Genomic DNA, 24,401 nt, shown 5'->3' with positions numbered 1-24,401 from the left:
AGACTCAGATACGACAACGCCCGCAGCGAGGCGGGCGTTATCCGTTCGTCAGGCGGCTGACAAAGGATCAGCCGTTGTAGGTCCCGGCTGCAACGCGCGGAATGTCCGAACGATCAAGGCCAATATCGGCCAGTTCGCGATCGCTAAGCTGGGACAGTTCGCTGACATTGCGCTGATAGTCCCGGAACGCCTGGATCATGCGGATGAGCGAGAGTAACATGGTAGTCTCCTTGAAATTACGATTCAGCCCTTGGAGGAAAGCCTCATCGTTGAAATGAATATAGCGGGTATTTTGCAGTGCAGAAGTTCCGATGTTGCGGTGCAGCTAAGCCAGAAATGCATGGCTTTGGTAAGATTTGATTAACCCTTCGGCGCCGGTGCTCGATCGATCGGCCAGAGCCTGGTTCCGACCTCAATGCATATGAAATACTCGTTCCAGATCAAATAGTTGTCGAAATTTCGGTGGCAACTATTACGACCTCGTAAAATGATCCTCCCGCACCAGAAATCAATGGCTGGCCGACCTGCACAAAATCGGATCATCTCCTGCTTCGTATGCGCGATTCGCATGCAGTTCTCGACGTAATAATGAATCTAAAATCACTTCATGGGGCAAGGCGCGCGGCTTAGGCGCAAGCGCGCGACGGTGGCGCGCGCCCCCGCACTGGAGGCAATAACCCGCAGCCGGGACCCGCCGACACTGTGCTGCTGCTGGCGATCGCTGATGACTTCCGCAGCTCGTGCTGACGACAGTTCTCTTGGTGTGTCGCTAGACGAAGACTGTGCGAACACCGCTCCCGATTTGAACGCAACGTCACACCACATGCGTTGATCATCGCTATCGGGTAGCGCGCACCATGGCGAGATCGAACGCGATCTTTGCGCGGGCGCTGTATCGATCAACGCGCATGCTGCGCCGCGTCGTTACGCGGCTGTAATGAATTACGCGGTCGTAATGAAAAGGCGTCGTTTCGCATAAGCGCCTTGCATGCTGCGCTCAGCACCTCGCGCGAAGTTTATTCCTCAATTTTCTGCGACCAGCGAACAATCGTCGCGCAGATTCCGGCAATGACGCTGGTGCTGTCAAAAACAGAAAACGGAAAACAACATGCTCAATAAATTACTCGCAGCAGTCGCCATGGCTGCCATTGCCTACGCCATCGTTCCGGCAAACGCCGCCAGGATGAACGCTGGCTGCAGCGGTCCCAATCTCGAAAAGACCGAGACCGCCATCGAAGCGATGGCGGACGGCGAGGGCAAGATCGCCGCGCAGAAGGAAATCGCCATGGCTCAGGACGCCATGCTGAACGGCAAGATGGGTGCCTGCGGCATGCACCTGAGCAAGGCCGCGCACATCGGTATGGCGAAGTAGACGCGCCCGGGCGGAGGGCCTGTTGCCTCGGTGCCTGGCCCTCCGATTTCCCGACCCTTCAGGGCGCACGCGCAAGCTGCGTCGCGAAATACCCGATGGTTTTGGAATAGACCTCGCTCTTATTCCATTGCTGAATCACGGCGAAATTCGCGCTGCCGGGCTCCCAATCCTTGCCGCGCTGCCAGCCATAGCTTGCAAGGTAGTTCGCGGTCGAGGCCAGCACGTCAGGCGCACTGCGCAGCAGGTCGCGGCGGCCATTGCCGTCGAAATCGACGGCATATTTGATGTAGGACGACGGCATGAACTGGGTCTGGCCGATTTCACCGGCCCAGGCGCCGCGCATTTCCTGTGGCGCGATATCGCCGCGCTCGACGATGCGGAGCGCGTCCATCAACTCGGCCTTGAACAAGTCGGTGCGACGGCAGTCATAGGCCAGCGTCGCCAGCGAGCGCAGCGTCGGGAATTTTCCTATGTTGACGCCGTAATCGGTTTCCAGACCCCAGATTGCCACCAGCACTTCGCCGGGCACGCCATAGGCTTGTTCGATGCGCCCGAGCACCGACCCATATTGCTTGAGCATGTTGGCGCCGCGCGCGAGCCGGGGCGGGACCATGCGGCCGGAGAATTCCTCAAAACTCTGGCTGAAAACCTTCTGCGAATGGTCGCGCGCAATGACGGCCTTGTCGAGCGCCACGCCGGTCAGTCCGGCTTGAATGGCCGACTGCGAAATTCCTTTCGCCACGGCTTCCTTCTTGAAGTCTTCGAGCCAGCCCTCAAACGTGCCGGTGCCACAGGGTGCTGCAATCGATGGGCTTGCCGAAGTCAGGAGCAGTGCAGCCAGCGCCAAAGTCCGAACAGAAACGCGAGAGGTCATAGTGTCGTTCGCTCCAAAGTCGATTCATGATCGACATTAGTCTCGAAACCACACCGAATGTTCGGAGCAACAGCGGCCAAAACAAGGCCGCCATTTCGTCGGCGGTGACACAAACGTGTCATCGGCACAGCCGCTCAATTCATAGGCAATTCTGAACCTGAAGGCCAAGGGCGTGGGGCGGCGGCCTAGATTGGTCTTGCGCGATGCTTGCATGAGTGGACGCCAAACCGCCGGTCGACAACCGACCGGCGGTTTGATCTCGCTACCGCTGCAGGGCCTATGCGCCTTCCTTGCGCCGCCAGGGAAACAGATTGGCCGGGAAGTCCGCCGCGGGCTTGCGCTCGCGCGGCGCGCGGGGCGGAAGCGGCTGGGGATTGAGTTCCGGTTCAATGGTTTCCCGGTAGAGATGCCAGGTGGCGTGGCCAAGCAGTGGAATGACGACGGCAAGGCCAAGGAAGAACGGCAGCGTTCCTGCAACCAGCAGCACCGCCACGATCAAACCCCAGACCGCCATCGGCACGGGATTTCGCGCGACCGCGCGCAGTGACGTCACCATCGCGTCGGCGGCGCCGGCGTGACGATCGAGCATCAACGGGAACGATACGACGCTGATGCAGAGCGCAACGAGGGCGAACAGGAAGCCGACGCCACAGCCGACCACGATCAGCCACCAGCCTTGCGGCGTCGTCAGCACCCGCGTCGCGAAATCCCGCATGCCGGTCGCGCCTTCATAGCCGAACGCCGCGATGTAGATCGCCTGCGCGGTGGCAACCCATGTCACAAACAATGCCAGCAGGAGGACGCCGAGCCCGAGCATGGCGCCGAACGAGGGCGAGCGCAGCACCTCGAGCGCATCCCACGCGGACGCCGGTGCGCCAGTCTCACGACGGCGGCTCATCTCATACAGGCCAAGCGCGGCGAACGGGCCGAGCAGGGCGAAGCCTGCGGCCAGCGGAAACAACAGTGGCAATACCGAGTAACCGAGCACCGTGCGCGCCAGCACCAATCCGAGCACGGGATAGATCACGCACAGGATAACGGCATGACTTGGAACGGCCTTGAAATCTTCCCAGCCGAGCTGCAAGGCCCGGTGCAAATCGGAAAGGCCGATGGTTCGTATCACTGGCGCGTTCGCGGTCTCCTGTCCGCTCTGCGTCAGAGATGTGACATTGCCTTGATATGAGGTGCCTTGAATTGGAATCGCCATGGTCGTCGTTCTCCCTCTGGCGGCCGCATTTTGCGCTCGCTGGAGGGCGCAAACGTGCCGTTTCCAAACATGATCACGATCAGGCCAGACGCGAAGACAGGGAAGAACAACTGGACATGTCGCGAACTGAGTCAGCAGCGTACCCCCAAACCGGGACAATAGCACTCACGCTTCGGTGAATGTTTCATTGGCAAGCCACAATTCGCTGGCTAAACTACAAGGCGAGCCCGGCCTGGTACTGCCGGTCAAACAGTGCCATTAGCGACATACCTATTCAATTCCACTGGGAGCCAACGATGAGCATTTTCGGAAAAATCATGGGCGCGATCTTCGGCACGAAGGCAGACGCGGCGCCAGCTTCCGGCGGAGCGGCTGCAGGCGGAGCTGCCGCCGGCGGATCCGTAGCACCGGCGGCAACGATCGATGTCGCACCTATCCTCGACGCGGCTGTCAAAGCCAAGGGTGAAAAGCTCGAGTGGCGCACCTCGATCGTCGACCTGATGAAGGCACTCGATATCGATTCGAGCTTCACGGCGCGCAAGGAGCTCGCCAAGGAGCTCGGCTACACCGGCGACAGCAACGATTCGGCGAGCATGAACATCTGGCTGCACAAGCAGGTGATGACGAAGTTCGCCGCGAATGGCGGCAAGCTGCCGCCGGAGATCAAGCACTGACGCTTTCGTATCAACGCGACACGCAAAAGGCCCGCGGTGACGCGGGCCTTTTTTGTCGTTGGAATACGTGCGACAGCGAACGTATCAGGGATACGGCCGGCGCCCGCTGTAGTGGCGGCTCGCGAGTTCGCCGCGGCTGATGCCGATGTCGCGGAGCATACGATCGTCAAGCCGGCTGATGCTTGCGAGTTCGGAGCGGTAGCGGGCGTATCGCCTGATGGCGGCAATCAGAGAGATCAACATGGTCTTTTCCTATTCAAGATGTGAGAGGCACCTTTGCGGTGCTGATGGCCGTTGGTCGCAAGCTGCGGCAACGCGGTTCACTGCAATGCAGCAAAGCGCAGGTGCCATGCAATTTGTGCGAAAACGCTGTAAAGACGGCGTTTGAACAGGAAACGCGGACCCAAGAAGCGCGAACCAAGGAGACCATCATGAACAGCCTCGACCGCAGAACCATTCTAACGACGGGAGCGCTCGCATTGGCGGGAGCGGCGGCAAGCGTTCCGGCCGCTGCGCAGGCCGGCCCGAAGTCGATGTTTCCGGTACCGGCGACGACCATTCCGATCGTCGGCGAGACCGACGTGTTTCAGGTCCGCCGCATCTACTGCATCGGGCGCAACTACGCCGCGCATGCGCGTGAAATGGGGTCCGACCCGACCCGCGAACCGCCGTTCTTTTTCCAAAAGCCGACGGATGCGATCCAGAATGTCGCGGTCGGCAGTGTCGCCGATCATCCCTATCCCTCGCTGACCAAGAACTATCACTACGAGGTCGAACTGGTGGCAGCGCTCAAGTCGGGCGGCACCAACATCCCGGCAGAGAAGGCGCTCGACCACGTCTATGGCTATGCGCTCGGCCTCGACATGACGCGGCGCGACCTGCAGCGCGCGTTGGGCGACGAGAAGAAGCCCTGGGAGATCGGCAAGAGCTTTGACCGTTCTGCGGTGCTCGGCCCGATCCACCCCGCCGCCAAGACCGGCCATTTCACCAAGGGCGCGATCTCGTTGGCGCTGAACGGCACCGTCAAGCAGAACTCCAACCTGCAGAACATGATCTGGAGCGTCGCCGAACAGATCGCCAAATTGTCTGATGCCTTCGAGCTGAAGGCCGGCGATATCATCTATTCCGGCACGCCTGAAAATGTCGGTCCGGTCGTGAAGGGTGATGTGCTGCTGTGCAAGCTGGAAGGGCTGCCGGATATGTCGATCAAGATTGTGTAGATGTTGTCGTCCCGGCGAAGGCCGGGACCCATACGCCGCAGCTTCTCGATTTTGATAGGTCGTGGTTTACACCTTTCGCGATAAGGACGGCCGGTGGTTATGGGTCCCGGCCTTCGCCGGGACGACAAGGGATTACCCGGTCAGATCGGCGAACTGCGGATGCTTGCTTAGATAGTCGACAACAAAACCGCAGCCGGCGATCACTTTGTGGCCGTCGGCGCGGATCAGTTCCAGCGCACCCTTGACCAGTTCGGAGGCAATGCCGCGGCCGCGCAGCGCCCTCGGCGTCTCGGTATGGGTGATGATAACAGCCGACGGGGTCAGCCGATAATTCGCAAACGCTACCGCACCCTCGACGTCGAGTTCGAAGCGGTTTTGGGCTTTGTTGTCGCGGACGGCCATCGAGGGGTTCCCATGCGGTTCACCTCATTCATCTAGGCATGTGAACCCCGCGATGCAAACGAGCGACCAAGGGGGAAATCGCTTGCCGGGGTGACATCATGCGAATTTTGACCTGCCTGACCGCATCGCTGCTGGGTGCAGCCTCGATGCTCGCGCAACCGCCTGCCGCATTCGCCGAAGGCGACCGGAACTGGCAGGCCTGCATCGGCACGACGACCGTGCCGAATGAGAGGGTGACGGCCTGCAGCGTCGTGATTGATGGCAAGACCGAGACCGGCAAGAGGCTCGCCGGCGCCTATTGCAACCGCGGCCACGGCCTTACCGAGAAGCGTGAGCTCGACGCCGCAATGGCCGATTTAAATGAGGCGATCAAGCTCGATCCGGACTATGCCTGCGCCTATACCAATCGCGGACGGGTCCATGCCTTCAAGCGCGATCTCGACCACGCCATGGCCGACTATGACGCGGCGCTCCGCATCGATCCGACCTTCGCTTTGGCCTACAACAACCGCGGCGACGCCTGGTTCGGCAAAGGCGACCTCGATCGCGCGCTGACCGATTTCGACGCCGCCATCAAACACAACCCGTCGCTCGCCATCGCCTATGGCAATCGCGGTTATCTCCATCATCGCAAGCGCGACACCGCCCGCGCGATCGCCGACTACAGCATGCAGATCAAGCTGAAGCCGGACGTGCTGGCCTATATCAATCGCGGCAATGTCTACCGCGATACCGAGCAGCTGGAGCGTGCCGCCGCCGATTACGGCGCGGCGGCGAAAATCGCGCCGACCGATGCCCGGGGCTGGCGCAACCGCGGCATGATCCGGCTGTACCAGGGCGATACCAAGCGCGGCATTGCCGATTACGACAAGGCGCTGCAATACGATCCGGCCGACGCCTATTCCTGGAATAACCGCGGCCAGGCCAAGATGCGGCTGGGCAACAAGGCCGGGGCGATTGCGGATTTCCGCAAAGCCCTGGAGATCAACCCCAGCCTGCGCACCGCCCGCGATGGCCTGCAGCAACTTGGCGCAGTGCAATAGGTCTGTTGAGGTCTTGCAAGCGGTAGGGGTGTACTTACGTCTTTGTGAAGACATACGCCCCGATGCGGCCGGATATGGTTCGAGATCGGAATGTCAGGGATGGCCGGCCGCTGACGTATGCCTCTTTTTCAGGGAGGTTTACTATGTCGGACTTTCGTTTCTTCAGTACGCATCGATCGTGGGAAGACTGGTTCGGCATGCTGCTTGGCGTGCTGATCGTGGTGTCGCCCTGGTTTCCCCTGCAGCCGGCCAACGAGGTCATGACCGCCGATCGCAGCACCATGATCCTCAACACGTTCGTGGTCGGCATGCTGGTATTCGGCCTCGCCCAGCTGGAATATGTCGCATTGCAGCGCTGGGAGGAGGTGGCGGAGATCGTCCTCGGGCTCTGGCTGATCGCTTCACCGTGGATTTTCGGCTATTCCGGCGACGCGTTTCTGCCGGCCTGGCACGCGATACTTGGCGCAGTCGTGGCTCTGCTCGGCGCGCTTCAGCTGTGGCAGGATTGGCGCCTGAGCGACCAGGAACTCGCCGACCATCCGCAGTAAGTCTTGCCACGGACTTGCCAGTCTGCGAGCGGCAGGTCCGCTGGACTTCCGCGAGGTGGGGCGGCCAGTAATTGCCGGATCGGCCACGGCTCCGGTTCAGGAAATCGGGAGGTCAGCGCACGCCGGTCCCCTTGCAGCGCTGGCATTTCACGACGTTATCGCCTTTTTTCACCAGGCCCTTGCCTTCGCAATTCTTGCATTTCTGCTTCTTCTTGATGTTCGGGCCTTTTTCATTGGCCATCATGATCTCCCAGCGGCGTTTTTGGCTGAGGGCACCATGAGCCAGCCCTTGAGCCGCGTCTATAAGCACGCAGCCGGAACCAGCACCGGGACGCCTGGACGCGCTGGCAGAGGCCGGGCTTTCTGCTAACCTCCGGCTGGGACGTTCAGATCAGTGTTGAGAAGCGCAGATCAGTGTTGAGAAGCGTGAAGATGATGATTTCGCTTGGCTTGTGCAGTGCGGCGGTGCCGACATGACGGGAACCGCAACCACAGCCGCGCCGCGCGGCGGCCTGGCGCGGATGTCGAACCGGGTGATGAATCTGGCGCATCTGGTGACCCAGAACGCCCGCCGCCATGGCGATCGCACCGGTTTTATCTACGGCGACCGGACCTGGACCTGGCGCGAGATCGACCGCGCCGTCTCGGCGCTTTCAGCGGCGCTTGCCGAACGCGGCCTCGTCAAGGGCGACCGGCTGCTGGTGCATTCCAAAAATTGCGACGAGATGTTCTGGTCGATGTTTGCCGCGTTCCGGCTCGGCGTGGTCTGGGTGCCGACCAATTTCCGCCTGATGCCGGACGAGGTCACCTATCTCGCCACCGCCTCCGGCGCCAAGGGGTTTTTGTGCCACGGCGATTTCCCGGAGCATGCGGCCGCGGTCGCCAACCCGGCGTTGGAATTCATCTGGCGGATCGGCGAGGGCGCCTTTGGCGAGAAGTCGGTTGGCGCCGCCATTGCGGGGCATGCGGGCGAGAGCTTCGCCAATACCGCGGTCGACTATAATGACCCCTGCTGGTTCTTCTTCACCTCCGGCACGACGGGGCGGTCCAAGGCGGCGGTGCTGACCCATGGCCAGATGGCTTTTGTGGTCACCAACCATCTCGCCGATTTGATGCCCGGCACCACCGAGCAGGACGCCTCGCTGGTGGTGGCGCCGCTGTCGCATGGCGCCGGCGTGCACCAACTGGTGCAGGCGGCGCGCGGGGTGCCGACCATCCTGCTGCCGTCGGAGAAGTTCGACATCAACGAGGCGTTCCGGCTGATCGAGGCGCATCGCGTCAGCAACATTTTTACGGTGCCGACCATTTTGAAGATGATGGTCGAGCATCCCGCGGTCGACCGCTACGATCATTCCTCGCTCCGCTTCATCATCTATGCCGGGGCGCCGATGTACCGCGAGGACCAGAAGGCCGCGCTGAACAAGCTGGGCAAGGTGCTGGTGCAGTATTTCGGTCTCGGCGAAGTCACCGGCAACATCACGGTCATGCCGGCCAATCTGCATGATCCCGAGGATACGCCGCACGCGCGGATCGGCACCTGCGGCTTCGAGCGCACCGGCATGCAGGTCTCGATCCAGGGCGATGACGGGCGCGAGCTGAAGCCGTTCGAGACCGGCGAGATCTGCGTGATCGGCCCCGCCGTGTTCGCCGGCTATTACGACAACCCCGATGCCAACGCGAAAGCGTTTCGCGACGGCTGGTTCCGCACCGGCGATCTCGGCCATATCGACGAGGAAGGCTTTGTCTACATCACCGGCCGCGCTTCCGACATGTACATCTCGGGCGGATCCAACATCTATCCGCGCGAGGTCGAGGAGAAGATCTTGACCCATCCTGGGATCGGCGAGGTCGCCGTGCTCGGGGTGCCCGACCCGTTCTGGGGCGAGGTGGGCGTTGCCGTCTGCGTCCCGCGCGAGGGCGCCGCTGCGGTGAGCGAAGCCGAGCTCGCCGCGTTCCTGTCGCCGAAGGTGCCGCGCTACAAGATGCCGAAGCGGTTCTTCTTCTGGGAGGCGTTGCCGAAGTCCGGCTACGGCAAGATTCCGAAGCGGCTGGTGCGCGACGAACTCGAGGCGCGCGGGCTGCTCGACCTCACCAATCAAGACGCGCCACGATGACGGCGGCGAAGGCAAATCGGCCGGTGCCGGAGGCGATGCGCAGCATCGTCCAGCCCGGTCCGCCCAACCCTGAACGCATCCAGTGGGTCGAGGCGCGGGGCCGCGCGTTCTCCTTCACGCTGCAAGCCGGCCTGCCGCTGCTGGAAGCGGCGCGCCGCGGCTTTGCCGAGGCCGGATTTGCCGGCGGCGTGCTGAGCATGCGGGGCGGGGCGCTCGGACCGCTTGCCTATGTGATGCCGGCGCTGTCCAAGACCGGCGCCAATGCCGCGTTTTACAGCGACACCTTCCGGCCCGAAGGCATCACGCAGCTCAAGTTCGCGGCAATGACTTTGGGCGAGCGCGACGGCGCGCCGTTCTTCCACTGCCACGGCCTGTGGACCGAGATCGATGGCGACCTGCACGGTGGTCATATCCTGCCCGAGGAGAGCATCGTCGCCGAGCCGTTCGCGGTGGAAGCGTTCGGGATCGATGGTGCTGTCTTTACCGCCGAGGTGGATAGCGAGACCAATTTCAAATTGTTCGGGCCGGTGCCGCGCGAGGCGACCGATGCCGACACCACGAGCCGCGCCTTTGCGCTGCGGCTGCGGCCGAACCAGGATTTCGCGTGCGCGCTGGAATCTTTCTGCCGGCAGCACGGAATCTTTCACGCCCGGATTCATGGCGGGGTCGGCAGCACGATCGGCGCGAACTTTTCCGATGGCCGAAGCGTCGTGCCGTTCGCGACCGAGCTTGCGATCCGCTCGGGCATCATCGAGCCGAGTGCTGACGGAACGCTCGAGGCCGCGCTCGATATTGCGCTGGTGGATTATCTCGGCGGCATCGCCGAAGGCCGGCTGATGCGCGGCGACAATCCGGTGTTGATGACGATGGAGCTGGTGCTCGAAGTGCTCTGATTGGTGTGTGAAGAGCACCCGCGCGCTCGCGCCAATTTCCGATTTTAATTTCAAACAGCCACAGTGATTCAAATGCATGTTGCTGTCATCACCCGCCACCGGGTCTCGCCTTCGGCGAGCCCGATGACAGGCTCCGGCGGGTGATCCAGTACGCCGCGGCTTCTCGTTTCAATCACTGGCGCCTCTGGAATACTGGGTCGCCCGGTCAAGCCGGGCGATGACAGCGGGATGTGTGTTCGCATTCCCGCGACGCATTGCGCCCGAGTCTTGCTCGAAATCTTCCGCCCCCGAAAAACAGAGGGCGCAGGGAATGCCGGATGCGCGCTGCACCCGCGGTCTCGTGTGCGAATAGTGCAAAGAAAGCTGCACACGAGCATACAGGGCAGCGGAGGCGATCCGACATTCCCTGCGCAATGGCTTTACGGCTTGCTTCGTGCTCTCCTCGGTCGGGCCGAGCTCGTTGTCACCGTCGCCCGTGGAAGCGTGAGCTTCTCACGAACTTGACGCCAGCATCGGGGCGTCAGGACCACACGACTTCACCGTACGCCTTTGCTGCGGGCGTCAACCGCAACATCAGCGTCCACCGCGACCCGTCCAACGTTCGTGACGATGGCCAACGCCCCTCTGAGCAGGACGGGATGGGCATAGATGTGCCACTGATTTGTCTTCTGGAAAAGCGAAATATTTTTGATTCTTGGGCTTGACGTGTTTTCGGAAAACCAAAAGTGATTTGCCCGTCGTGTTGTTTTGTCGCACGCAGGCCGCGAAATTCCGCTTGCGCGCACGGCGACGCAGTTTCGATCTGCTGCGAAAATAGCGACCCGTAGCCCGGATGAGCCAAGCGACATCCGGGGCTCGTCTTGCGTCAATCCCGCATCTCGCTGCGCTCATGCGGGCTACAGAAGAGGCCGCCAGCCGCGGCCCCTGGAGCGTCCGTTACTTCAAATTCTGGGCAATGCCGTCGAGGGTCTGGGACCATTTTGAGCTCATGTCCGACTGAGCCTTCGAGGTCCTCGTATAAATGTTGTTCGCTTCCTGAAGCGCGAACTGAAGCTGTTGCCCAAGGTCGGACCGTCCGCCGCTGACGCCGTTCAGTTCGTCAGACGCGAGTTCGCGAATGTCGTTGTTCAGATTGGCCATGTCATTCCCCTCTTTGTCTGGGGCGAGACCATTCCCGCCGCGATGATAGGGGCTACGTGATACGGTCGCGGTGCTCTGTGACTTCGGGCACAGTCGAGAACTGGCGGGGCTTCGTTCTGGGGCAAGAGCTCCCGTTGCACACCGGGTGAACTTGAGGCTGCTGACCGCTACTAAGGGAACATGTGAGCGAGCCTTTTAGGCCAAGCCGCCGTCGTGGCGCGCGGCCGCTCTCAATAACCCCGTGAGAATGAAATCGGAGACGCTTGTCATGAATGAATGGATATCGTTTGCGGTCGCGTGGTTGCCGTTCGTGTTGCTGATTGCCGTGTGGTTCTGGTTCGCGCGCCGAAACGGCATGCAGGCGCGTGGATCGTCCGGCTCCAGCATGATCGAGCTTTACGAGCAGCAGGTCGCGGAGACGCGGCGGATGAACGGGTTTCTGGAGCGGATTGCCGCGTCGATGGAGAAGCGGGAGAAGTAGGGCGCAATAGCGAAGCGTATTGCGCCGCACGAGCGGTGCCACGAAAGAGGCGGATCCTGCGTGCTGATGGGCAAATCAGGCCCGGCCTGGCGGTCGCCTGTCCGACGCAACGCCGCGCGTTTCGGCGGCGCCACAAACCAGCCTCCTTTGGTATGAAAATGCGTGACGATAACGCCGCGTGCCTGCGCGGCGATAAAGGCTATGGGGAAACGACATGAGGGTGACGACCGCGAGGGTGGGGGCCGTAGTGGCGGCGCTGGCAGTAATGGGGGTGGCCTGGGCGCACGGGCCGACCCGCCAGAAGGTGCGGGAATCGATCGAGATCAACGCGCCGCCGGCCAAGGTGTGGGCCTTGATCGGCAATTTCCAGGACATGAGCTGGCTGCAGCCGGTCAGCAAGACGGAGGGCACGAAAGGCAACCAGATCGAGGCCACGCGGCGGCTGACGCTGGCTGATGGTGCGACCGTCGATGAGGAACTATACAAATACGATGCCGAGAAGATGACCTATTCCTACCGGATCACGGCCGTCGACGTGAAGGTGCTGCCGGTCACCAACTATTCGTCCACCCTGACGGTCACGCCCAGCGCCGACGGCAAGGGAAGCAGCCTGGAGTGGGTCGGCGCGTTCTATCGCGGTTTTCCCAACAACGATCCGCCGCCGGAGCTGAGCGACCAGGCCGCCGTGAAGGCGGTGAGCGGGCTCTACAGAGCGGGCCTCGAGGCGCTGAAGAAGAAGGTCGAAAGCGGAAGCTGATCGTGCGGGCCATCGTTCTGGCGACTGCGGTCGCCAGCATCGGCACGGTTTGGGCCGCCCGGGCCGAGGAGGCGTTTGTCACCAATCAGCTCAGCGAAAATCTCACCGTCGTTGACCTCGCGACGTCGCGGCCGGTCGCTACCATCGCGATAGGCGGCAAGCCGGCGGGCGTCGCCATCACGCCGGATGGACGCTTCGCCTATGTGACGAGCCCCGACGCCAAGGCGCTCACGGTGGTCGATGCCGCCGCACGTCAGGTCGTCGGCAAGATCAACGTCGGCGGTGGTCCGCTCGGCGTTGCGGTGGCGCCGGATGGCGGCGCGGTCTATGTCGCCGACTGGTACGCCGCGGCGGTGCGGGTGATTGATCCGAAAGAGCAGCGCGTGATCGCCGATATCGCGGTCGGCGCATCGCCGTCGGGGCTTGCGGTAACACCGGACGGACGGCTCCTGCTCTCGGCGGACCGCGATGCCGACAGTGTATCCGTCATCGATACCGCGACGCGCGAACGCCGGGCGGTCATCAAGGTCGGCACGCGCCCCTTCGGCATCACGATCGATGCGGAGGGGCGGCGGGCCTACACCGCCAATGTCGGATCGAACGACGTCTCCGTGATCGACATCGCCGCTAGCAGCGAAATCGGGCGCGTGAAGACGGGCCTGCGCCCCTACGCGGTCGCACTCGCCCAGGGCCGCGGCTTCGTCACCGACCAGTATGACGGCACCGTCAGCGTGTTCGATCTCGCAACGCTTGCGCCGGTCAAGCGCATCAATGTCGGCGATTATCCGGAAGGGATCGCGGCGACGGCGGATGGCAAGCAGATCATCGTGGCGAACTGGGAGAGCAACTCGATCAGCGTGATCGATGCGGTCGAGCTGAAGGTGACCGGTGAGATCAAGGTCGGCGACGGGCCGCGGGCGTTCGGGACGTTTCTGCGGCGATAGTCAGGGCTAGCCTGGGGTGCTGCTCCGCGGCAACCGGACGCGCGGGCATGCCGGGCTCGTTGGTGCTATAATGCCGGGAGAACGAGAGAAACAGGGAGGATGCCATGCATACCCTGGTGCCCAGTGATCGCGTCGAGCACGCGAATGTCTACGGACGAGACGGCACAAAACTCGGCACGATCGAACGACTGATGCTGGACAAGGTGAGCGGTACTGTCGCGTATGCCGTGATAAAGACCGGCGGGCTGCTCGCCACCCATCACCATTATCCGGTGCGGTGGGACGAACTCAGGTTCGATCCCGCGCGTCAGGCCTTCGTGGTCGAGCTGAGTTTGGACGACCTGCGCGCCGGCCCGTCCGAGTTCGATGAAGACGGCTTCGACTGGGGCGATCGCTCGCGATCCTACCCGCATCCGCACTATTGGACGGTGTAGGGGGAGGGCGAGCAGCGCGTTACTGCAGAGGGACGTCCGGGGCACCGGCCGGCCGCGCTACCGCAACTTGCGCACGTGAACATTGATGTCGAGGTCGATGCTGCTGACGCAAGTTTGCTCGGTGCGGTGAGAGCCTCCCGCGTGCCATGGCCCGTTACGCGGATTGGCATTTCTGACGTCGGCAAGCCGCAGGCACCGCCACTGCGGCAGCTTGCCGCTGCTTTGCCCGGCAAATTGCCACGCCAGCACGACTTCCTCACCACGCTTGTTGAGACCCAGGATATGTGGGCACAATTCGCGATGGCGGCCTTCATAGGTGCAGACCACCTGCTGTTCGGCCAGGATCGCATTGCGGAATAAGGTGTAAATCGGGCTGGGCATGGACCTAGCTTGTCCAGGCAGAGAGTGGTGTCAATTCAAATGCCCGACCCAGGGGTAACCTGCCGCTCGCGGATAGCGGAGCATGCGCTGTTCTATTCGTTCTCCATCCTTGCTGTTCACCGTTTGACGTAGTATATTTATGCCATGATCCGATCATGGCGGAATTCCGCGACCCGCAAGGTTTGGGACGGCGAACAGCCAAATCAATTTCGCGGGCTGGATTTCGAAGCTGCGATCGATCTGTTGGTGGCATTGAATGTTGCAAAGTCACTCAGCGACTTAAGTCCGTTGAAAAGCGTAGGCCTTCACAAGCTCAAGGGTGATCGCAAGAAGCAGTGGGCGATGACGGTCAACGAGCGCTGGCGTATCTGTTTCGAGTTTCACAAAGGCGATGCCCACGAGGTTGAGATCGTGGACTACCACAAAGGTTGATCGTCATGGCTCCTGTCGTACACCCCGGTCGTTTATTGAAGCGCGAACTAGCTGCTCGCAAGCTCAGCGCCAACCGTTTGTCGCTCGATATCGGCGTACCCTCAGGTCGCGTCACTGACATCCTCAACGGTCGCCGTTCGATTACGGCTGACACGGCGGTGCGCCTTGGCCGCTATTTTGGCAATGGCGCGCAGTTCTGGCTCGACTTGCAGGGCCAATACGACATTGGTGTCGTTGAGCGGGAGAAGGGGGCGGAGATTGCGAAGCGGGTTAGGCCGGCGGACGCGGCGTAGGGCAACATTAGCGATAGGTCACCTGTGGACCTGACCGGTTGCTACCACGCAGAGAATACGCTTTCGCTCTCCACATTGCGGGCATGTGAGGAGAACAAATGAATCAACCTATCCCGAGCGGTATGGAGATAGCTGATGGAATCAATCTCGATATCTCGGAAACTGGCGCTTGGATCGTCCGGGCGAATGATGACGCGTTTCCCCTTGAAGATATGAGAGATTTTTTCCGGGCGTGGCTACTGTTGGAGCGTCCCTTTGAGGACGTGAAGGCGAGTCTTGATCGGGGACCTTACAGCGCAAATCCTGCAACGCCGTTCCCCTTCTGGAAGCTCATCGGGGCAGCACTAATGGCGGGTACTCGACAGTGGACGGATCACGCGATGACCTGGGTTCCATTTTTGACAATGGCAGAGAAGGCCCGGCTGAAGGACCTATTTATCGAGGTCAGGGACTCAAAGTGGGCGAGCCAAAAGAACAGACAGCTGGCTCGCAAATACGCGAACGAGATAGAACGTAGCGAGCACAGCTCCGCGAATTAGCGTTGGTAAATTACTCCGCCGCCTCGCTCGCCCCGCTGCTCTTCCGCGGCTTCCCCGCCGCCCGCTTCAGCACCGGCGCCAGAAACTTCCCCGTATAGCTCCGCGGCGCTTTCACGATATCCTCCGGCGGGCCCCAGGCGACGATTTCGCCGCCGCCGTCGCCGCCTTCGGGGCCGAGGTCGATGACCCAGTCGGCGGTCTTGATGACTTCGAGGTTGTGCTCGATCACGACGACTGTATTTCCCTGCGAGACCAGCTCGTGCAGCACTTCCAGCAGTTTGGCGACGTCGTGGAAGTGAAGGCCCGTGGTGGGCTCGTCCAGGATGTAGAGCGTGCGTCCCGTCGCGCGCTTTGACAGTTCTTTTGCCAATTTGACGCGCTGGGCTTCGCCGCCGGAGAGCGTCGTGGCCTGCTGGCCGACATGGATATAGTCGAGGCCGACGCGGTGCAGGGTTTTGAAAGTTTCGCGGACGCGCGGGACCGCCTTGAAGAACTCGGCGGCTTCTTCCACGGTCATGTCGAGCACGTCGGCGATGCTCTTGCCCTTGAACAGGACTTCCAAGGTCTCGCGGTTGTAGCGCTTGCCCTTGCAGGCGTCGCAGGTGACGTAGACGTCGGGCAGGAAGTGCATCTCGATCTTGATGACGCCGTCGCCCTGGCAGGCCTCGCAGCGGCCGCCCTTGACGTTGAAGGAGAAGCGCCCGGGCTCGTAGCCGCGCGCCTTGGCTTCGGGCAGGCCGGCGAACCATTCACGGATCGGCGTGAAGGCGCCGGTATAGGTCGCGGGGTTGGAACGCGGGGTGCGGCCGATCGGCGACTGGTCGATGTCGATAATCTTGTCGATATGCTCCAGCCCCTCGATGCGGTCGTGGGGCGCGGCGCCTTCGCTGGCGTTGTTGAGTTTTCGGGCGATGGCCTTGTAGAGCGTGTCGATCAAGAGCGTCGACTTGCCGCCGCCGGAGACGCCGGTCACGCAGGTGAACAGGCCGAGCGGAATTTCCGCCGAGACGTTTTTCAGATTGTTGCCGCGGGCGTTGATGACCTTGATGGTGCGGCGATGGTTCGGCGGCTTGCGCTCGGGGATCGCCACCGACAATTCGCCGGTGAGGTATTTGCCGGTCAGCGACTTCGGATTGGCCATGACCTCGGCGGGCGTGCCTTGCGCGACGATGTGGCCGCCATGCATGCCGGCGCCGGGGCCGATGTCGAGCACGAAGTCGGCAAGGCGGATGGCGTCCTCGTCATGCTCGACCACGATCACGGTATTGCCGAGGTCGCGCAGCCGCTTCAGCGTCTCCAACAGCCGCGCATTGTCGCGCTGGTGCAGACCAATAGAAGGTTCATCCAGCACATAGAGCACGCCGGTCAGACCCGAGCCGATCTGGGAGGCGAGGCGGATGCGCTGGCTTTCGCCGCCGCTGAGCGTGCCGGACGAACGCGACAGCGTCAGATAATTGAGGCCGACGTCGAGCAGGAACGACAGCCGCTCGCGGATCTCCTTCAGCACGCGGATGGCGATCTCGTTCTGCTGGGCGTTGAGCGCCTTGGGCACGCTCTCGAACCATTCGCCGGCGCGGCGCACCGAGAGTTCGCTGATCTCGCCGATATGCTTGCCGCCGATCTTGACGCAGAGCGCCTCCGGCTTCAGCCGGTAGCCGTGGCAGCCCTCGCAGGGGATGTCGGAGAAATATTTTGCCAGTTCCTCGCGCGCCCATTCACTTTCGGTCTCGCGAAAGCGGCGATTAAGGTTGGTGATGACGCCCTCGAACGGTTTCTTGGTGTCGTAGGAACGCACCCCGTCCTCATAGGAGAACTTGATCTCGTCGTCGCCGGAGCCGTGCAGGATCGCGGCCTGCGTCTTCTTCGGCAGGTCCTTCCACTTGGTGTCGAGCGTGAATTTGTAGAACTTGCCGAGCGCGGTCAGCGTCTGGATGTAATAGGGCGAGGACGATTTGGACCAGGGCGCGATCGCGCCCTTGCGCAAGGTCAGCTCCTTGTCGGGGATGACGAGGTCCTCGTCGATATGCTGCTCGACGCCAAGGCCGCCGCAGGCCGGGCAGGCGCCATAGGGGTTGTTGAACGAGAACAGCCGGGGCTCGATCTCGGGAATGGTGAAGCCGGACACCGGGCAGGCGAATTTTTCGGAGAACAGAATCCGTTCCGGTCCGCTCTTGTCGTGGATCTTTGCGGTCTTCTTGTCGGACTTCTTTTCGGACTTCTTTTCGTCGTCGGTGCTGCCTGCGGGCGCATCGGCGTATTCGATCACCGCGAGGCCCTCGGCGAGCTTTAGCGCAGTCTCAAAACTTTCGGCGAGGCGCTGGCCGATATCGGGGCGTACCACGATGCGGTCGACCACGACGTCGATGTCGTGCGGGAATTTCTTGTCGAGCGTCGGCGCCTCGGCGAGCTCATAGAAGCTGCCGTCGATCTTGACGCGCTGAAAGCCCTTCTTGAGGTACTCGGCGAGCTCCTTCTTGTATTCGCCCTTGCGGCCACGCGCGACCGGCGCCAGCAGATAGAGCCGTGTGCCTTCAGGCAGCGCCAGCACGCGGTCGACCATCTGCGACACCAGCTGGCTCTCGATCGGCAGGCCCGTGGCGGGCGAATAGGGCACGCCGACGCGCGCCCAGAGCAGGCGCATGTAGTCGTAGATCTCGGTGACGGTGCCGACGGTCGAGCGCGGGTTCTTCGACGTCGTCTTCTGCTCGATCGAGATCGCCGGCGACAGGCCGTCGATCTGGTCGACGTCGGGCTTCTGCATCATCTCGAGGAACTGGCGCGCATAGGCGGAGAGCGACTCGACGTAGCGTCGCTGGCCCTCGGCATAGATGGTGTCGAAGGCGAGCGAGGATTTGCCGGAACCGGACAGACCGGTGAACACCGCAAGCTTGTCGCGGGGAATCTCGACGTCGATGTTTTTCAGATTGTGCTCGCGCGCGCCGCGGATCGTTATCGCGCGCGTTCCCGAGCCGGCGTTGGTTTGGCGCTTCGCCCTCAGCACTTCATCCATATCGGCATTTCCAGGCGCGTGGAGGCGCGCCACGTTGGGCGCGCATGGCCTGGGGAAAACCGGGCCGGGCGCCGATGGCAGAAAGCTGGAACGTAGGAAGAACGGGCCGGGATTTCCAGTGCTCGCAGCGAGCCATCAACGGTTTGTTTTGCAATGAGTTGCCATGGGATCGCAATGGCAGCAGATGGCAGCGGAGCCGTGGGCGGAACCAATGCGCTCAAACAAAAAGGCCACCTCAAAACAAAAAGGCCGGCGCGAGGCCGGCCTTTTCATCAAATCTTTTGGTGCAGCGAAGCTCAGTACTTCGCAATCACCGGGCCACCCCAACGATAGTTGACGCGCACGGTCACGAGATCGACGTCCTGACGGATGCGTTCGCTGAAGGTGCCGCCAGCCACATTGGTGAAGGTGGCGGTTCGGTTCCCCATGAACAGATGATCGTATTCGACGGCGGCCGACCAGTTCGGGGCGAAGCCGTATTCGAGGCCGACACCGACCACACCACCCCAGCGATTGTCATCGTTGGACGAGGCGATCAGAGCGTTGCCGACGGTGGCATTGACGCGATAGCGATCGGCGGTCACGGCTGCACCGCCCTTGACGTAAAGCAGGACGTTGTTGGCGGCGTAACCGACCTGACCGGTGAGCAGGCCGAACGCGTCGACCTTCGACCGGATGGTCGTTCCCGCGCCAAAGCCCACGGGTCCAAGGCTCACGCTGCTGCCGCTGAAGTCGGCCCAGTTGCCCTGTCCTTCGACGCCGAACACCCACGTGCCGGCCTGCCAGCGATAACCGATCTGGCCACCGGCGGTGCCGCCGCTTGCATCGTGGCAACCTTCGCTGGCAACGAACACGCCCGCGCCATTCAAGGCGTCCCAGCACTTGTGGCTCGTACCCCAGCCGCCATTGGCGCCGATGTAGAAGCCGCTCCAGTCGTAAATGGCCACGACCATCGGGGGCGCCTTGGTGTAGGGACGCGCAGCGAGGTCAGCCGCAGCAGCAGGAGCGGCAAAGGCAACGAGAGCAACAGTACCAAGCAAAAACTTCTTCATTTCAAATAGTCCCCAGTCCGTTGTCCGCTTCCCGTTGGTCCCGAAGCGTTTTCGTCCAAGACGCGAGCGCCGCGCCGTTGGATAAACCCATACGCCAATTCGACCGGAAATGCCGTCTCCGAAATGCAACACTCGCAGGAGAAGTGCCGGCCCTTCAAGGTAATGATTTGTTTATAATATCCGCCGCGCAGCTCCGGGTGGGCGCGGCGTCCGGCACGGAACACCGGCAAGGTGTGGATGACCTGAGGTTGCGCAGAACAAAACTGGAACAATGCCGCGGGCAATGCTATATGTGGATAACCGCTGCTTTGCCGAGGGATCGCTAAGTCGGGGCGGCCATCGGGCGTATAGGGTCGTCTCAAATGTCCCTGATGTGGATGAGGCGGCCAATCGGGCGGCCCGTGCCGGCCGATTGCAGCGGTCGCGCAGCAGTTTTTTGGTACCGATTTTGAGTGGAGAGCGACGATGGCGGGAAGCGTGAACAAGGTGATCCTGGTCGGAAACCTCGGCAAGGATCCGGAAATCCGGCGGACACAGGACGGGCGGCCGATCGCCAATCTGAGCATCGCGACCTCGGAAACCTGGCGCGACAAGGGTACCGGCGAGCGCAAGGAAAAGACCGAGTGGCACCGCGTCGTGATCTTCAATGAAGGGCTCTGCAAGGTCGCCGAGCAGTACCTGAAGAAGGGCGCCAAGGTTTATATCGAGGGCGCGCTGCAGACCCGCAAATGGACCGACCAGAGCGGGGTCGAGAAATACTCGACCGAAGTGGTGCTGCAGGGCTTCAATTCGACCCTGACCATGCTCGACGGCCGCTCCGGCGGCGGGGGCGGCAGTTTTGGCTCCGACGATTCCAGCGGCGATTTTGGCGGCGGCCAGGCCACTTCCGCGCCGCGCCGCGCGGTGGCCGCCGGCGCCGGGCGCAACAACGACATGGACGACGATATCCCGTTCTGATCGGGGCCTGTCAGGCCAACCGGGTTTGCGAGCCGCCGAAAAAGCAGCGGTTCGCGCAAGCTCGCTTGGCTCGTGTATATTCTTAAAGATCGGATCCAACGGATTGATTCTACGAGCACATGATTGTGCGTCGCAGCATTTTGACTCGCACCTATGTTAATGATATTTACATTAGGACATTGATTTAACGTTTTTCGTCTCGCGTTCGGCGATCAGGCGGGCCGTCGCCGGATGGAGCCTTGGGGGAGCGTCCGTCATGAGCCTCGCGCCGCTGCTGGATGCCGCCCCCGCGATCCCGCTTCATGCCTTTGCGGCGATGGCGGCGTTCGCTCTGGGCGTCGTCCAGTTCGCGGCCCCGAAGGGAACGCTGCCGCACCGGACGCTTGGCTGGATCTGGGTTGGCCTGATGGCCGTGGTCGCGATCTCCTCGTTCTGGATTCACGAGATCAGGCTGCTGGGTCCCTGGAGCCCGATCCATCTGCTGTCGATCTTCACGCCGATCATGCTGGTGCTCGGCGTGTGGTACGCGCGCCGGCACAAGGTCCGCGGCCACAAGATCACGATGATCTCGATCTTTGCGGGCGCGCTGGTTGTTGCCGGGCTGTTTACCTTCGTTCCCGGGCGGATCATGCATGCGGTGGTTTTCGGCCAGTAGGCGAAACGAACAACACCGGTTTCGACCAGCATATTTGGTCCCGGAGACGGCCGTATCGGGGGCCCGGAAATGGCTGGCGCGATGACTTGCCTGAAGGGCGCCGCGGGTCCTGTAAGTCCATGAAAAAACGAAGGGAAAAACAGCTGGCCGGGAGCGCCTTGGGGTGGTTAAAAGCCCCCCGATACGCTATATGATTCCCAGCCTAGAACTGACCGGATTCCCCTTTGTCTGACAACGATGAGAACAAGCCCGGCGAGCCGCCGGCGCCTTCCGATATTCGTCCCGTTTCCATTCTGGACGAGATGAAGCGCTCCTACCTCGATTACGCCATGAGCGTGATCGTGGCGCGTGCGCTGCCGGATGCCCGCGACGGCCTCAAGCCCGTGCACCGCCGCATTCTGTACTCGATGTACGAGCAGGGGCACACGCCGGACAAGAAATACGTCAAATCCGCGCGCGTCGTCGGTGACGTGATCGGTAAGTATCATCCGCACGGCGACCAGTCGATTTACGACGCGATGGTCCGGATGGCGCAGGAATTCTCCATGCGCGTGCCGCTGATCGACGGGCAGGGGAACTTCGGCTCGGTCGACGGCGATCCCCCGGCGGCCTACCGCTATACCGAAGCGCGCCTGACGAAATCGGCGCTCGCCGTGCTCGGCGACATCGACAAGGACACCGTCGACTTCCAGGCCAACTACGACAATTCGGAGCGGGAGCCGTCGGTTCTGCCGGCCAAGTTCCCGAACCTCCTCGTCAACGGCGCCGGCGGCATCGCCGTCGGCATGGCGACCAATATCCCCCCGCACAATCTCGGCGAAGTCATCGACGCCTGCACGGCGCTGATCGACAACCCCGCGCTCGGGATTGACGACCTCATCAACATCGTACCCGGCCCCGATTTTCCGACCGGCGGCATCATCCTCGGCCGCCAGGGCATCCGTTCGGCCTATCACCTCGGCCGCGGCTCGATCATGATGCGCGGCAAGGTCGCGATCGACACCATCCGCAAGGATCGCGAAGCGATCATCATCACCGAAATTCCCTACCAGGTGAACAAGGCCACCATGGTGGAGCGCATCGGCGAACTGGTGCGCGAGAAGAAGATCGAGGGCGTATCCGACCTGCGCGATGAATCGTCCCGCGAGGGCCTGCGCGTCGTCGTGGAACTGAAACGTGAAGCGGTGCCGGATGTCGTTCTGAACCAGCTCTATCGTTTCACGCCGCTGCAATCGAATTTCCCGGCCAACATGCTGGCGCTGGATTCCGGCCGCCCGCTGACCATGAACCTGAAGGACCTGCTGACGCTGTTCATCGCGTTCCGCGAGCAGGTCATCACGCGCCGCACCAAGTTCCTGCTCAACAAGGCCCGCGACCGCGCCCATATCCTGGTCGGACTGGCCATCGCCGTCGCAAATATCGACGAGATCATTCGCGTGATCCGCGCTTCGCCGGATCCCACCACCGCCCGCGACAGCCTGATGGCGCGGGACTGGCCGGCGCGGGATGTCGAGGCGATGATCACGCTGATCGACGATCCTCGGCACCGGATGGCGGCCGATGGTACCGCGCGGCTGTCGTTCGAGCAGGCCAAGGCCATTCTCGACCTCCGCCTGCAGCGCCTGACTGCGCTGGGCCGCGAGGAGATTTCCGAAGAGCTCGACAAGCTCGCACTGGAGATCGCCGACTATCTCGAGATTCTGCGCTCGCGTGCGCGGGTGCAGGCCATCGTCAAGGCCGAACTCGCAGAGGTGAAGGCCGATTTCGCCACCCCGCGCAAAACCGTCATCATGGAGCAGGAAGACGAGGTCGAGGACGAGGACCTGATCCAGCGCGAAGACATGGTGGTCACGGTCTCGCATGCCGGCTACGTCAAGCGCGTGCCGCTGTCGGCCTACCGGGCGCAGCGCCGCGGCGGCAAGGGCCGCGCGGGCATGCAGACCCGCGACGAGGATTTTGTCAGCCGGCTGTTCGTGGCCTCGACGCATACGCCGGTGCTGTTCTTCTCCTCGCGCGGCCAGGTCTACAAGGAAAAGGTCTGGCGGCTGCCGATGGCGGCGCCGAACGCGCGTGGCAAGGCGCTGATCAACATCCTGCCGCTGGAGCAGGGCGAACGCATCACCACCATCATGCCGCTGCCGGAGGATGAATCCTCCTGGGGCAATCTCGACGTGATGTTCGCCACCACCGGCGGCAACGTCCGCCGCAACAAGCTCTCCGACTTCGTCGATGTCCGCCGTTCCGGCATCATCGCCATGAAGCTCGACGAGGGCGAGGCGATCGTCGACGTGCAGATCTGCACCGAGCGCGACGACGTGCTGCTGACCGCCGCCGGCGGCCAGTGCATCCGCTTCCCCGTCACCGATGTGCGCGTCTTTACCGGCCGCACCTCGATGGGCGTGCGCGGCATTGCGCTTGCCGAGAACGACAAGCTGATCTCGCTGTCGATCCTGCGCCATGTCGAGACCACCTCGGACGAGCGGTCGGCGTACCAGAAGATGCGCCGCGCGGTGGCCGGCGAGACCGGCGCCGAAGAGCCCGCCGATGTCGAGGCCGAGGAGACGTCAGGTACGCTCCAGCTCTCCCAGGAGCGCTATGCCGAAATGTCGGCGCAGGAGCAGGTGGTGCTGACCGTTTCCGTCAACGGTTACGGCAAGCGCACTTCTTCCTACGAATACCGCACCACGGGGCGCGGCGGCAAAGGCATCGTCGCGATGTCGGTCAACAACCGCAACGGCAAGCTGGTGGCCTCGTTCCCGGTCGAGGATAGCGATCAGATCATGCTGGTGACCGACAAGGGCCAGTTGATCCGCTGCCCGGTCGAGGGCATCCGCATCGCAGGGCGCTCGACGCAAGGCGTGATCGTGTTCGACACCGCCGAGGACGAGCACGTGGTCTCCGTCGAGCATATCGGCGACGACGGCGAGAATGGCGAGAACGGGAATGGCGGCTAGCGCCCTGTCAGGGCGCGGTCTCATT

The 24,401-nt window shown here is 62.3% G+C and carries 27 protein-coding genes; 17 read left to right on the top strand and 10 right to left on the bottom strand.

Features of this window, described 5'->3' with window-relative positions; all coding sequences use genetic code 11:
* Positions 1-67: 67 nt before the first annotated feature.
* The gene (locus JQ567_RS11240; protein WP_016846063.1) at positions 68-220 is read right to left on the bottom strand and encodes a DUF1127 domain-containing protein; all 153 of its coding nucleotides are present in this window, start codon (positions 218-220) and stop codon (positions 68-70) included.
* A gap of 888 nt (positions 221-1,108) precedes the next feature.
* Between JQ567_RS11240 and JQ567_RS11235 the strand changes: the two genes are divergently transcribed.
* Positions 1,109-1,372, top strand: coding sequence for a hypothetical protein (locus tag JQ567_RS11235; RefSeq protein WP_212438864.1), 264 nt, complete (start codon positions 1,109-1,111; stop codon positions 1,370-1,372).
* A gap of 58 nt (positions 1,373-1,430) precedes the next feature.
* Here the strand turns inward: JQ567_RS11235 and JQ567_RS11230 are convergent, their stop codons facing one another.
* Both JQ567_RS11230 and JQ567_RS11225 read right to left on the bottom strand, forming a co-directional pair.
* A complete protein-coding gene (locus JQ567_RS11230) occupies positions 1,431-2,246 on the bottom strand; it encodes a lytic murein transglycosylase (RefSeq protein WP_212438863.1) in 816 nt (271 codons plus the stop codon).
* Positions 2,247-2,523: 277 nt separating this feature from the next.
* On the bottom strand, positions 2,524-3,453 hold the full coding sequence (locus JQ567_RS11225; protein WP_212438862.1) for a DUF2189 domain-containing protein: 930 nt from the start codon (positions 3,451-3,453) through the stop codon (positions 2,524-2,526).
* Positions 3,454-3,749: 296 nt separating this feature from the next.
* Here JQ567_RS11225 and JQ567_RS11220 point away from each other — a divergent pair, with 296 nt between their 5' ends.
* A complete protein-coding gene (locus JQ567_RS11220; RefSeq protein ID WP_212438861.1) occupies positions 3,750-4,127 on the top strand; it encodes a DUF3597 domain-containing protein in 378 nt (125 codons plus the stop codon).
* A gap of 84 nt (positions 4,128-4,211) precedes the next feature.
* Here the strand turns inward: JQ567_RS11220 and JQ567_RS11215 are convergent, their stop codons facing one another.
* A complete protein-coding gene (locus JQ567_RS11215; protein ID WP_212438860.1) occupies positions 4,212-4,370 on the bottom strand; it encodes a DUF1127 domain-containing protein in 159 nt (52 codons plus the stop codon).
* Between the two features lie 188 nt (positions 4,371-4,558).
* Here JQ567_RS11215 and JQ567_RS11210 point away from each other — a divergent pair, with 188 nt between their 5' ends.
* Positions 4,559-5,347, top strand: a complete 789-nt coding sequence (locus JQ567_RS11210) for a fumarylacetoacetate hydrolase family protein (RefSeq protein WP_212438859.1) — start codon at positions 4,559-4,561, stop codon at positions 5,345-5,347.
* A 132-nt stretch (positions 5,348-5,479) separates the two neighbouring features.
* Here JQ567_RS11210 and JQ567_RS11205 read toward each other — a convergent pair whose 3' ends face one another.
* On the bottom strand, positions 5,480-5,749 hold the full coding sequence (locus JQ567_RS11205) for a GNAT family N-acetyltransferase (protein WP_212438858.1): 270 nt from the start codon (positions 5,747-5,749) through the stop codon (positions 5,480-5,482).
* Between the two features lie 98 nt (positions 5,750-5,847).
* On the opposite strand from JQ567_RS11205, the gene JQ567_RS11200 reads away from it, so the two are divergent.
* Positions 5,848-6,792 (top strand): tetratricopeptide repeat protein, encoded by a 945-nt coding sequence (locus JQ567_RS11200; RefSeq protein WP_212438857.1) that lies wholly within the window; start codon positions 5,848-5,850, stop codon positions 6,790-6,792.
* Between the two features lie 143 nt (positions 6,793-6,935).
* Positions 6,936-7,340, top strand: a complete 405-nt coding sequence (locus JQ567_RS11195) for an SPW repeat protein (RefSeq protein WP_212438856.1) — start codon at positions 6,936-6,938, stop codon at positions 7,338-7,340.
* Positions 7,341-7,452: 112 nt separating this feature from the next.
* Here JQ567_RS11195 and JQ567_RS11190 read toward each other — a convergent pair whose 3' ends face one another.
* Positions 7,453-7,650, bottom strand: coding sequence for a hypothetical protein (locus JQ567_RS11190; RefSeq protein ID WP_212438905.1), 198 nt, complete (start codon positions 7,648-7,650; stop codon positions 7,453-7,455).
* A 163-nt stretch (positions 7,651-7,813) separates the two neighbouring features.
* Here JQ567_RS11190 and JQ567_RS11185 point away from each other — a divergent pair, with 163 nt between their 5' ends.
* Complete coding sequence (locus JQ567_RS11185; RefSeq protein WP_212438855.1) at positions 7,814-9,454, top strand: acyl-CoA synthetase; 1,641 nt, start codon at positions 7,814-7,816, stop codon at positions 9,452-9,454.
* A 35-nt stretch (positions 9,455-9,489) separates the two neighbouring features.
* Complete coding sequence (locus JQ567_RS11180; RefSeq protein WP_212438901.1) at positions 9,490-10,347, top strand: PCC domain-containing protein; 858 nt, start codon at positions 9,490-9,492, stop codon at positions 10,345-10,347.
* 936 nt (positions 10,348-11,283) lie between these two features.
* Here JQ567_RS11180 and JQ567_RS11175 read toward each other — a convergent pair.
* Positions 11,284-11,487, bottom strand: a complete 204-nt coding sequence (locus tag JQ567_RS11175; protein WP_212438854.1) for a hypothetical protein — start codon at positions 11,485-11,487, stop codon at positions 11,284-11,286.
* Between the two features lie 268 nt (positions 11,488-11,755).
* On the opposite strand from JQ567_RS11175, the gene JQ567_RS11170 reads away from it, so the two are divergent.
* From JQ567_RS11170 to JQ567_RS11155, 4 genes are all read left to right on the top strand, one after another.
* Positions 11,756-11,968 (top strand): hypothetical protein, encoded by a 213-nt coding sequence (locus tag JQ567_RS11170; protein ID WP_212438853.1) that lies wholly within the window; start codon positions 11,756-11,758, stop codon positions 11,966-11,968.
* A 214-nt stretch (positions 11,969-12,182) separates the two neighbouring features.
* Positions 12,183-12,725, top strand: coding sequence for an SRPBCC family protein (locus tag JQ567_RS11165; protein ID WP_212438852.1), 543 nt, complete (start codon positions 12,183-12,185; stop codon positions 12,723-12,725).
* Between the two features lie 2 nt (positions 12,726-12,727).
* On the top strand, positions 12,728-13,669 hold the full coding sequence (locus JQ567_RS11160) for a cytochrome D1 domain-containing protein (protein ID WP_212438851.1): 942 nt from the start codon (positions 12,728-12,730) through the stop codon (positions 13,667-13,669).
* A 104-nt stretch (positions 13,670-13,773) separates the two neighbouring features.
* The gene (locus JQ567_RS11155) at positions 13,774-14,103 is read left to right on the top strand and encodes a PRC-barrel domain-containing protein (RefSeq protein ID WP_212438850.1); all 330 of its coding nucleotides are present in this window, start codon (positions 13,774-13,776) and stop codon (positions 14,101-14,103) included.
* A gap of 57 nt (positions 14,104-14,160) precedes the next feature.
* Here the strand turns inward: JQ567_RS11155 and JQ567_RS11150 are convergent, their stop codons facing one another.
* A complete protein-coding gene (locus tag JQ567_RS11150; RefSeq protein ID WP_212438849.1) occupies positions 14,161-14,484 on the bottom strand; it encodes a hypothetical protein in 324 nt (107 codons plus the stop codon).
* Between the two features lie 144 nt (positions 14,485-14,628).
* Between JQ567_RS11150 and JQ567_RS11145 the strand changes: the two genes are divergently transcribed.
* From JQ567_RS11145 to JQ567_RS11135, 3 genes are all read left to right on the top strand, one after another.
* Complete coding sequence (locus JQ567_RS11145; protein ID WP_212274924.1) at positions 14,629-14,916, top strand: type II toxin-antitoxin system RelE/ParE family toxin; 288 nt, start codon at positions 14,629-14,631, stop codon at positions 14,914-14,916.
* Between the two features lie 5 nt (positions 14,917-14,921).
* Positions 14,922-15,209 (top strand): HigA family addiction module antitoxin, encoded by a 288-nt coding sequence (locus JQ567_RS11140; protein ID WP_212210434.1) that lies wholly within the window; start codon positions 14,922-14,924, stop codon positions 15,207-15,209.
* A 98-nt stretch (positions 15,210-15,307) separates the two neighbouring features.
* Entirely contained in the window at positions 15,308-15,748 is a 441-nt protein-coding gene (locus tag JQ567_RS11135; protein ID WP_212438848.1) for a hypothetical protein, read from the top strand.
* 10 nt (positions 15,749-15,758) lie between these two features.
* Here the strand turns inward: JQ567_RS11135 and uvrA are convergent, their stop codons facing one another.
* Together uvrA and JQ567_RS11125 are read right to left on the bottom strand one after the other, a co-directional pair.
* Positions 15,759-18,758, bottom strand: a complete 3,000-nt coding sequence (uvrA, locus tag JQ567_RS11130) for an excinuclease ABC subunit UvrA (RefSeq protein WP_212438847.1) — start codon at positions 18,756-18,758, stop codon at positions 15,759-15,761.
* Positions 18,759-19,054: 296 nt separating this feature from the next.
* Positions 19,055-19,810, bottom strand: a complete 756-nt coding sequence (locus JQ567_RS11125; protein WP_212438846.1) for an outer membrane protein — start codon at positions 19,808-19,810, stop codon at positions 19,055-19,057.
* A 465-nt stretch (positions 19,811-20,275) separates the two neighbouring features.
* On the opposite strand from JQ567_RS11125, the gene JQ567_RS11120 reads away from it, so the two are divergent.
* The 3 genes from JQ567_RS11120 to gyrA all read left to right on the top strand — a co-directional run bounded on the left by JQ567_RS11120 (position 20,276) and on the right by gyrA (position 24,376).
* Positions 20,276-20,767 (top strand): single-stranded DNA-binding protein, encoded by a 492-nt coding sequence (locus JQ567_RS11120; protein WP_192739871.1) that lies wholly within the window; start codon positions 20,276-20,278, stop codon positions 20,765-20,767.
* Between the two features lie 256 nt (positions 20,768-21,023).
* Entirely contained in the window at positions 21,024-21,422 is a 399-nt protein-coding gene (locus JQ567_RS11115; protein ID WP_212438845.1) for a DUF2306 domain-containing protein, read from the top strand.
* A gap of 224 nt (positions 21,423-21,646) precedes the next feature.
* Positions 21,647-24,376, top strand: coding sequence for a DNA gyrase subunit A (gene gyrA / locus JQ567_RS11110; RefSeq protein ID WP_212438844.1), 2,730 nt, complete (start codon positions 21,647-21,649; stop codon positions 24,374-24,376).
* The last annotated feature ends 25 nt before the right edge of the window (positions 24,377-24,401 follow it).

The organism is Bradyrhizobium sp. AUGA SZCCT0431, assembly GCF_018131065.1.
In the GTDB taxonomy this organism is placed as follows: domain Bacteria; phylum Pseudomonadota; class Alphaproteobacteria; order Rhizobiales; family Xanthobacteraceae; genus Bradyrhizobium.
This window is presented reverse-complemented; position numbering and strand designations above follow the sequence as displayed.

Bases quoted from the DNA above. Each gene is read 5' to 3' on its own strand.
- JQ567_RS11240 (WP_016846063.1), bottom strand. From the start codon at position 220: ATGTTACTCTCGCTCATCCGCATGATCCAGGCGTTCCGGGACTATCAG.
- JQ567_RS11235 (WP_212438864.1), top strand. From the start codon at position 1,109: ATGCTCAATAAATTACTCGCAGCAGTCGCCATGGCTGCCATTGCCTAC.
- JQ567_RS11230 (WP_212438863.1), bottom strand. From the start codon at position 2,246: ATGACCTCTCGCGTTTCTGTTCGGACTTTGGCGCTGGCTGCACTGCTC.
- JQ567_RS11225 (WP_212438862.1), bottom strand. From the start codon at position 3,453: ATGGCGATTCCAATTCAAGGCACCTCATATCAAGGCAATGTCACATCT.
- JQ567_RS11220 (WP_212438861.1), top strand. From the start codon at position 3,750: ATGAGCATTTTCGGAAAAATCATGGGCGCGATCTTCGGCACGAAGGCA.
- JQ567_RS11215 (WP_212438860.1), bottom strand. From the start codon at position 4,370: ATGTTGATCTCTCTGATTGCCGCCATCAGGCGATACGCCCGCTACCGC.
- JQ567_RS11210 (WP_212438859.1), top strand. From the start codon at position 4,559: ATGAACAGCCTCGACCGCAGAACCATTCTAACGACGGGAGCGCTCGCA.
- JQ567_RS11205 (WP_212438858.1), bottom strand. From the start codon at position 5,749: ATGGCCGTCCGCGACAACAAAGCCCAAAACCGCTTCGAACTCGACGTC.
- JQ567_RS11200 (WP_212438857.1), top strand. From the start codon at position 5,848: ATGCGAATTTTGACCTGCCTGACCGCATCGCTGCTGGGTGCAGCCTCG.
- JQ567_RS11195 (WP_212438856.1), top strand. From the start codon at position 6,936: ATGTCGGACTTTCGTTTCTTCAGTACGCATCGATCGTGGGAAGACTGG.
- JQ567_RS11185 (WP_212438855.1), top strand. From the start codon at position 7,814: ATGACGGGAACCGCAACCACAGCCGCGCCGCGCGGCGGCCTGGCGCGG.
- JQ567_RS11180 (WP_212438901.1), top strand. From the start codon at position 9,490: ATGCGCAGCATCGTCCAGCCCGGTCCGCCCAACCCTGAACGCATCCAG.
- JQ567_RS11175 (WP_212438854.1), bottom strand. From the start codon at position 11,487: ATGGCCAATCTGAACAACGACATTCGCGAACTCGCGTCTGACGAACTG.
- JQ567_RS11170 (WP_212438853.1), top strand. From the start codon at position 11,756: ATGAATGAATGGATATCGTTTGCGGTCGCGTGGTTGCCGTTCGTGTTG.
- JQ567_RS11165 (WP_212438852.1), top strand. From the start codon at position 12,183: ATGAGGGTGACGACCGCGAGGGTGGGGGCCGTAGTGGCGGCGCTGGCA.
- JQ567_RS11155 (WP_212438850.1), top strand. From the start codon at position 13,774: ATGCATACCCTGGTGCCCAGTGATCGCGTCGAGCACGCGAATGTCTAC.
- JQ567_RS11150 (WP_212438849.1), bottom strand. From the start codon at position 14,484: ATGCCCAGCCCGATTTACACCTTATTCCGCAATGCGATCCTGGCCGAA.
- JQ567_RS11145 (WP_212274924.1), top strand. From the start codon at position 14,629: ATGATCCGATCATGGCGGAATTCCGCGACCCGCAAGGTTTGGGACGGC.
- JQ567_RS11140 (WP_212210434.1), top strand. From the start codon at position 14,922: ATGGCTCCTGTCGTACACCCCGGTCGTTTATTGAAGCGCGAACTAGCT.
- JQ567_RS11135 (WP_212438848.1), top strand. From the start codon at position 15,308: ATGAATCAACCTATCCCGAGCGGTATGGAGATAGCTGATGGAATCAAT.
- uvrA (WP_212438847.1), bottom strand. From the start codon at position 18,758: ATGGATGAAGTGCTGAGGGCGAAGCGCCAAACCAACGCCGGCTCGGGA.
- JQ567_RS11125 (WP_212438846.1), bottom strand. From the start codon at position 19,810: ATGAAGAAGTTTTTGCTTGGTACTGTTGCTCTCGTTGCCTTTGCCGCT.
- JQ567_RS11120 (WP_192739871.1), top strand. From the start codon at position 20,276: ATGGCGGGAAGCGTGAACAAGGTGATCCTGGTCGGAAACCTCGGCAAG.
- JQ567_RS11115 (WP_212438845.1), top strand. From the start codon at position 21,024: ATGAGCCTCGCGCCGCTGCTGGATGCCGCCCCCGCGATCCCGCTTCAT.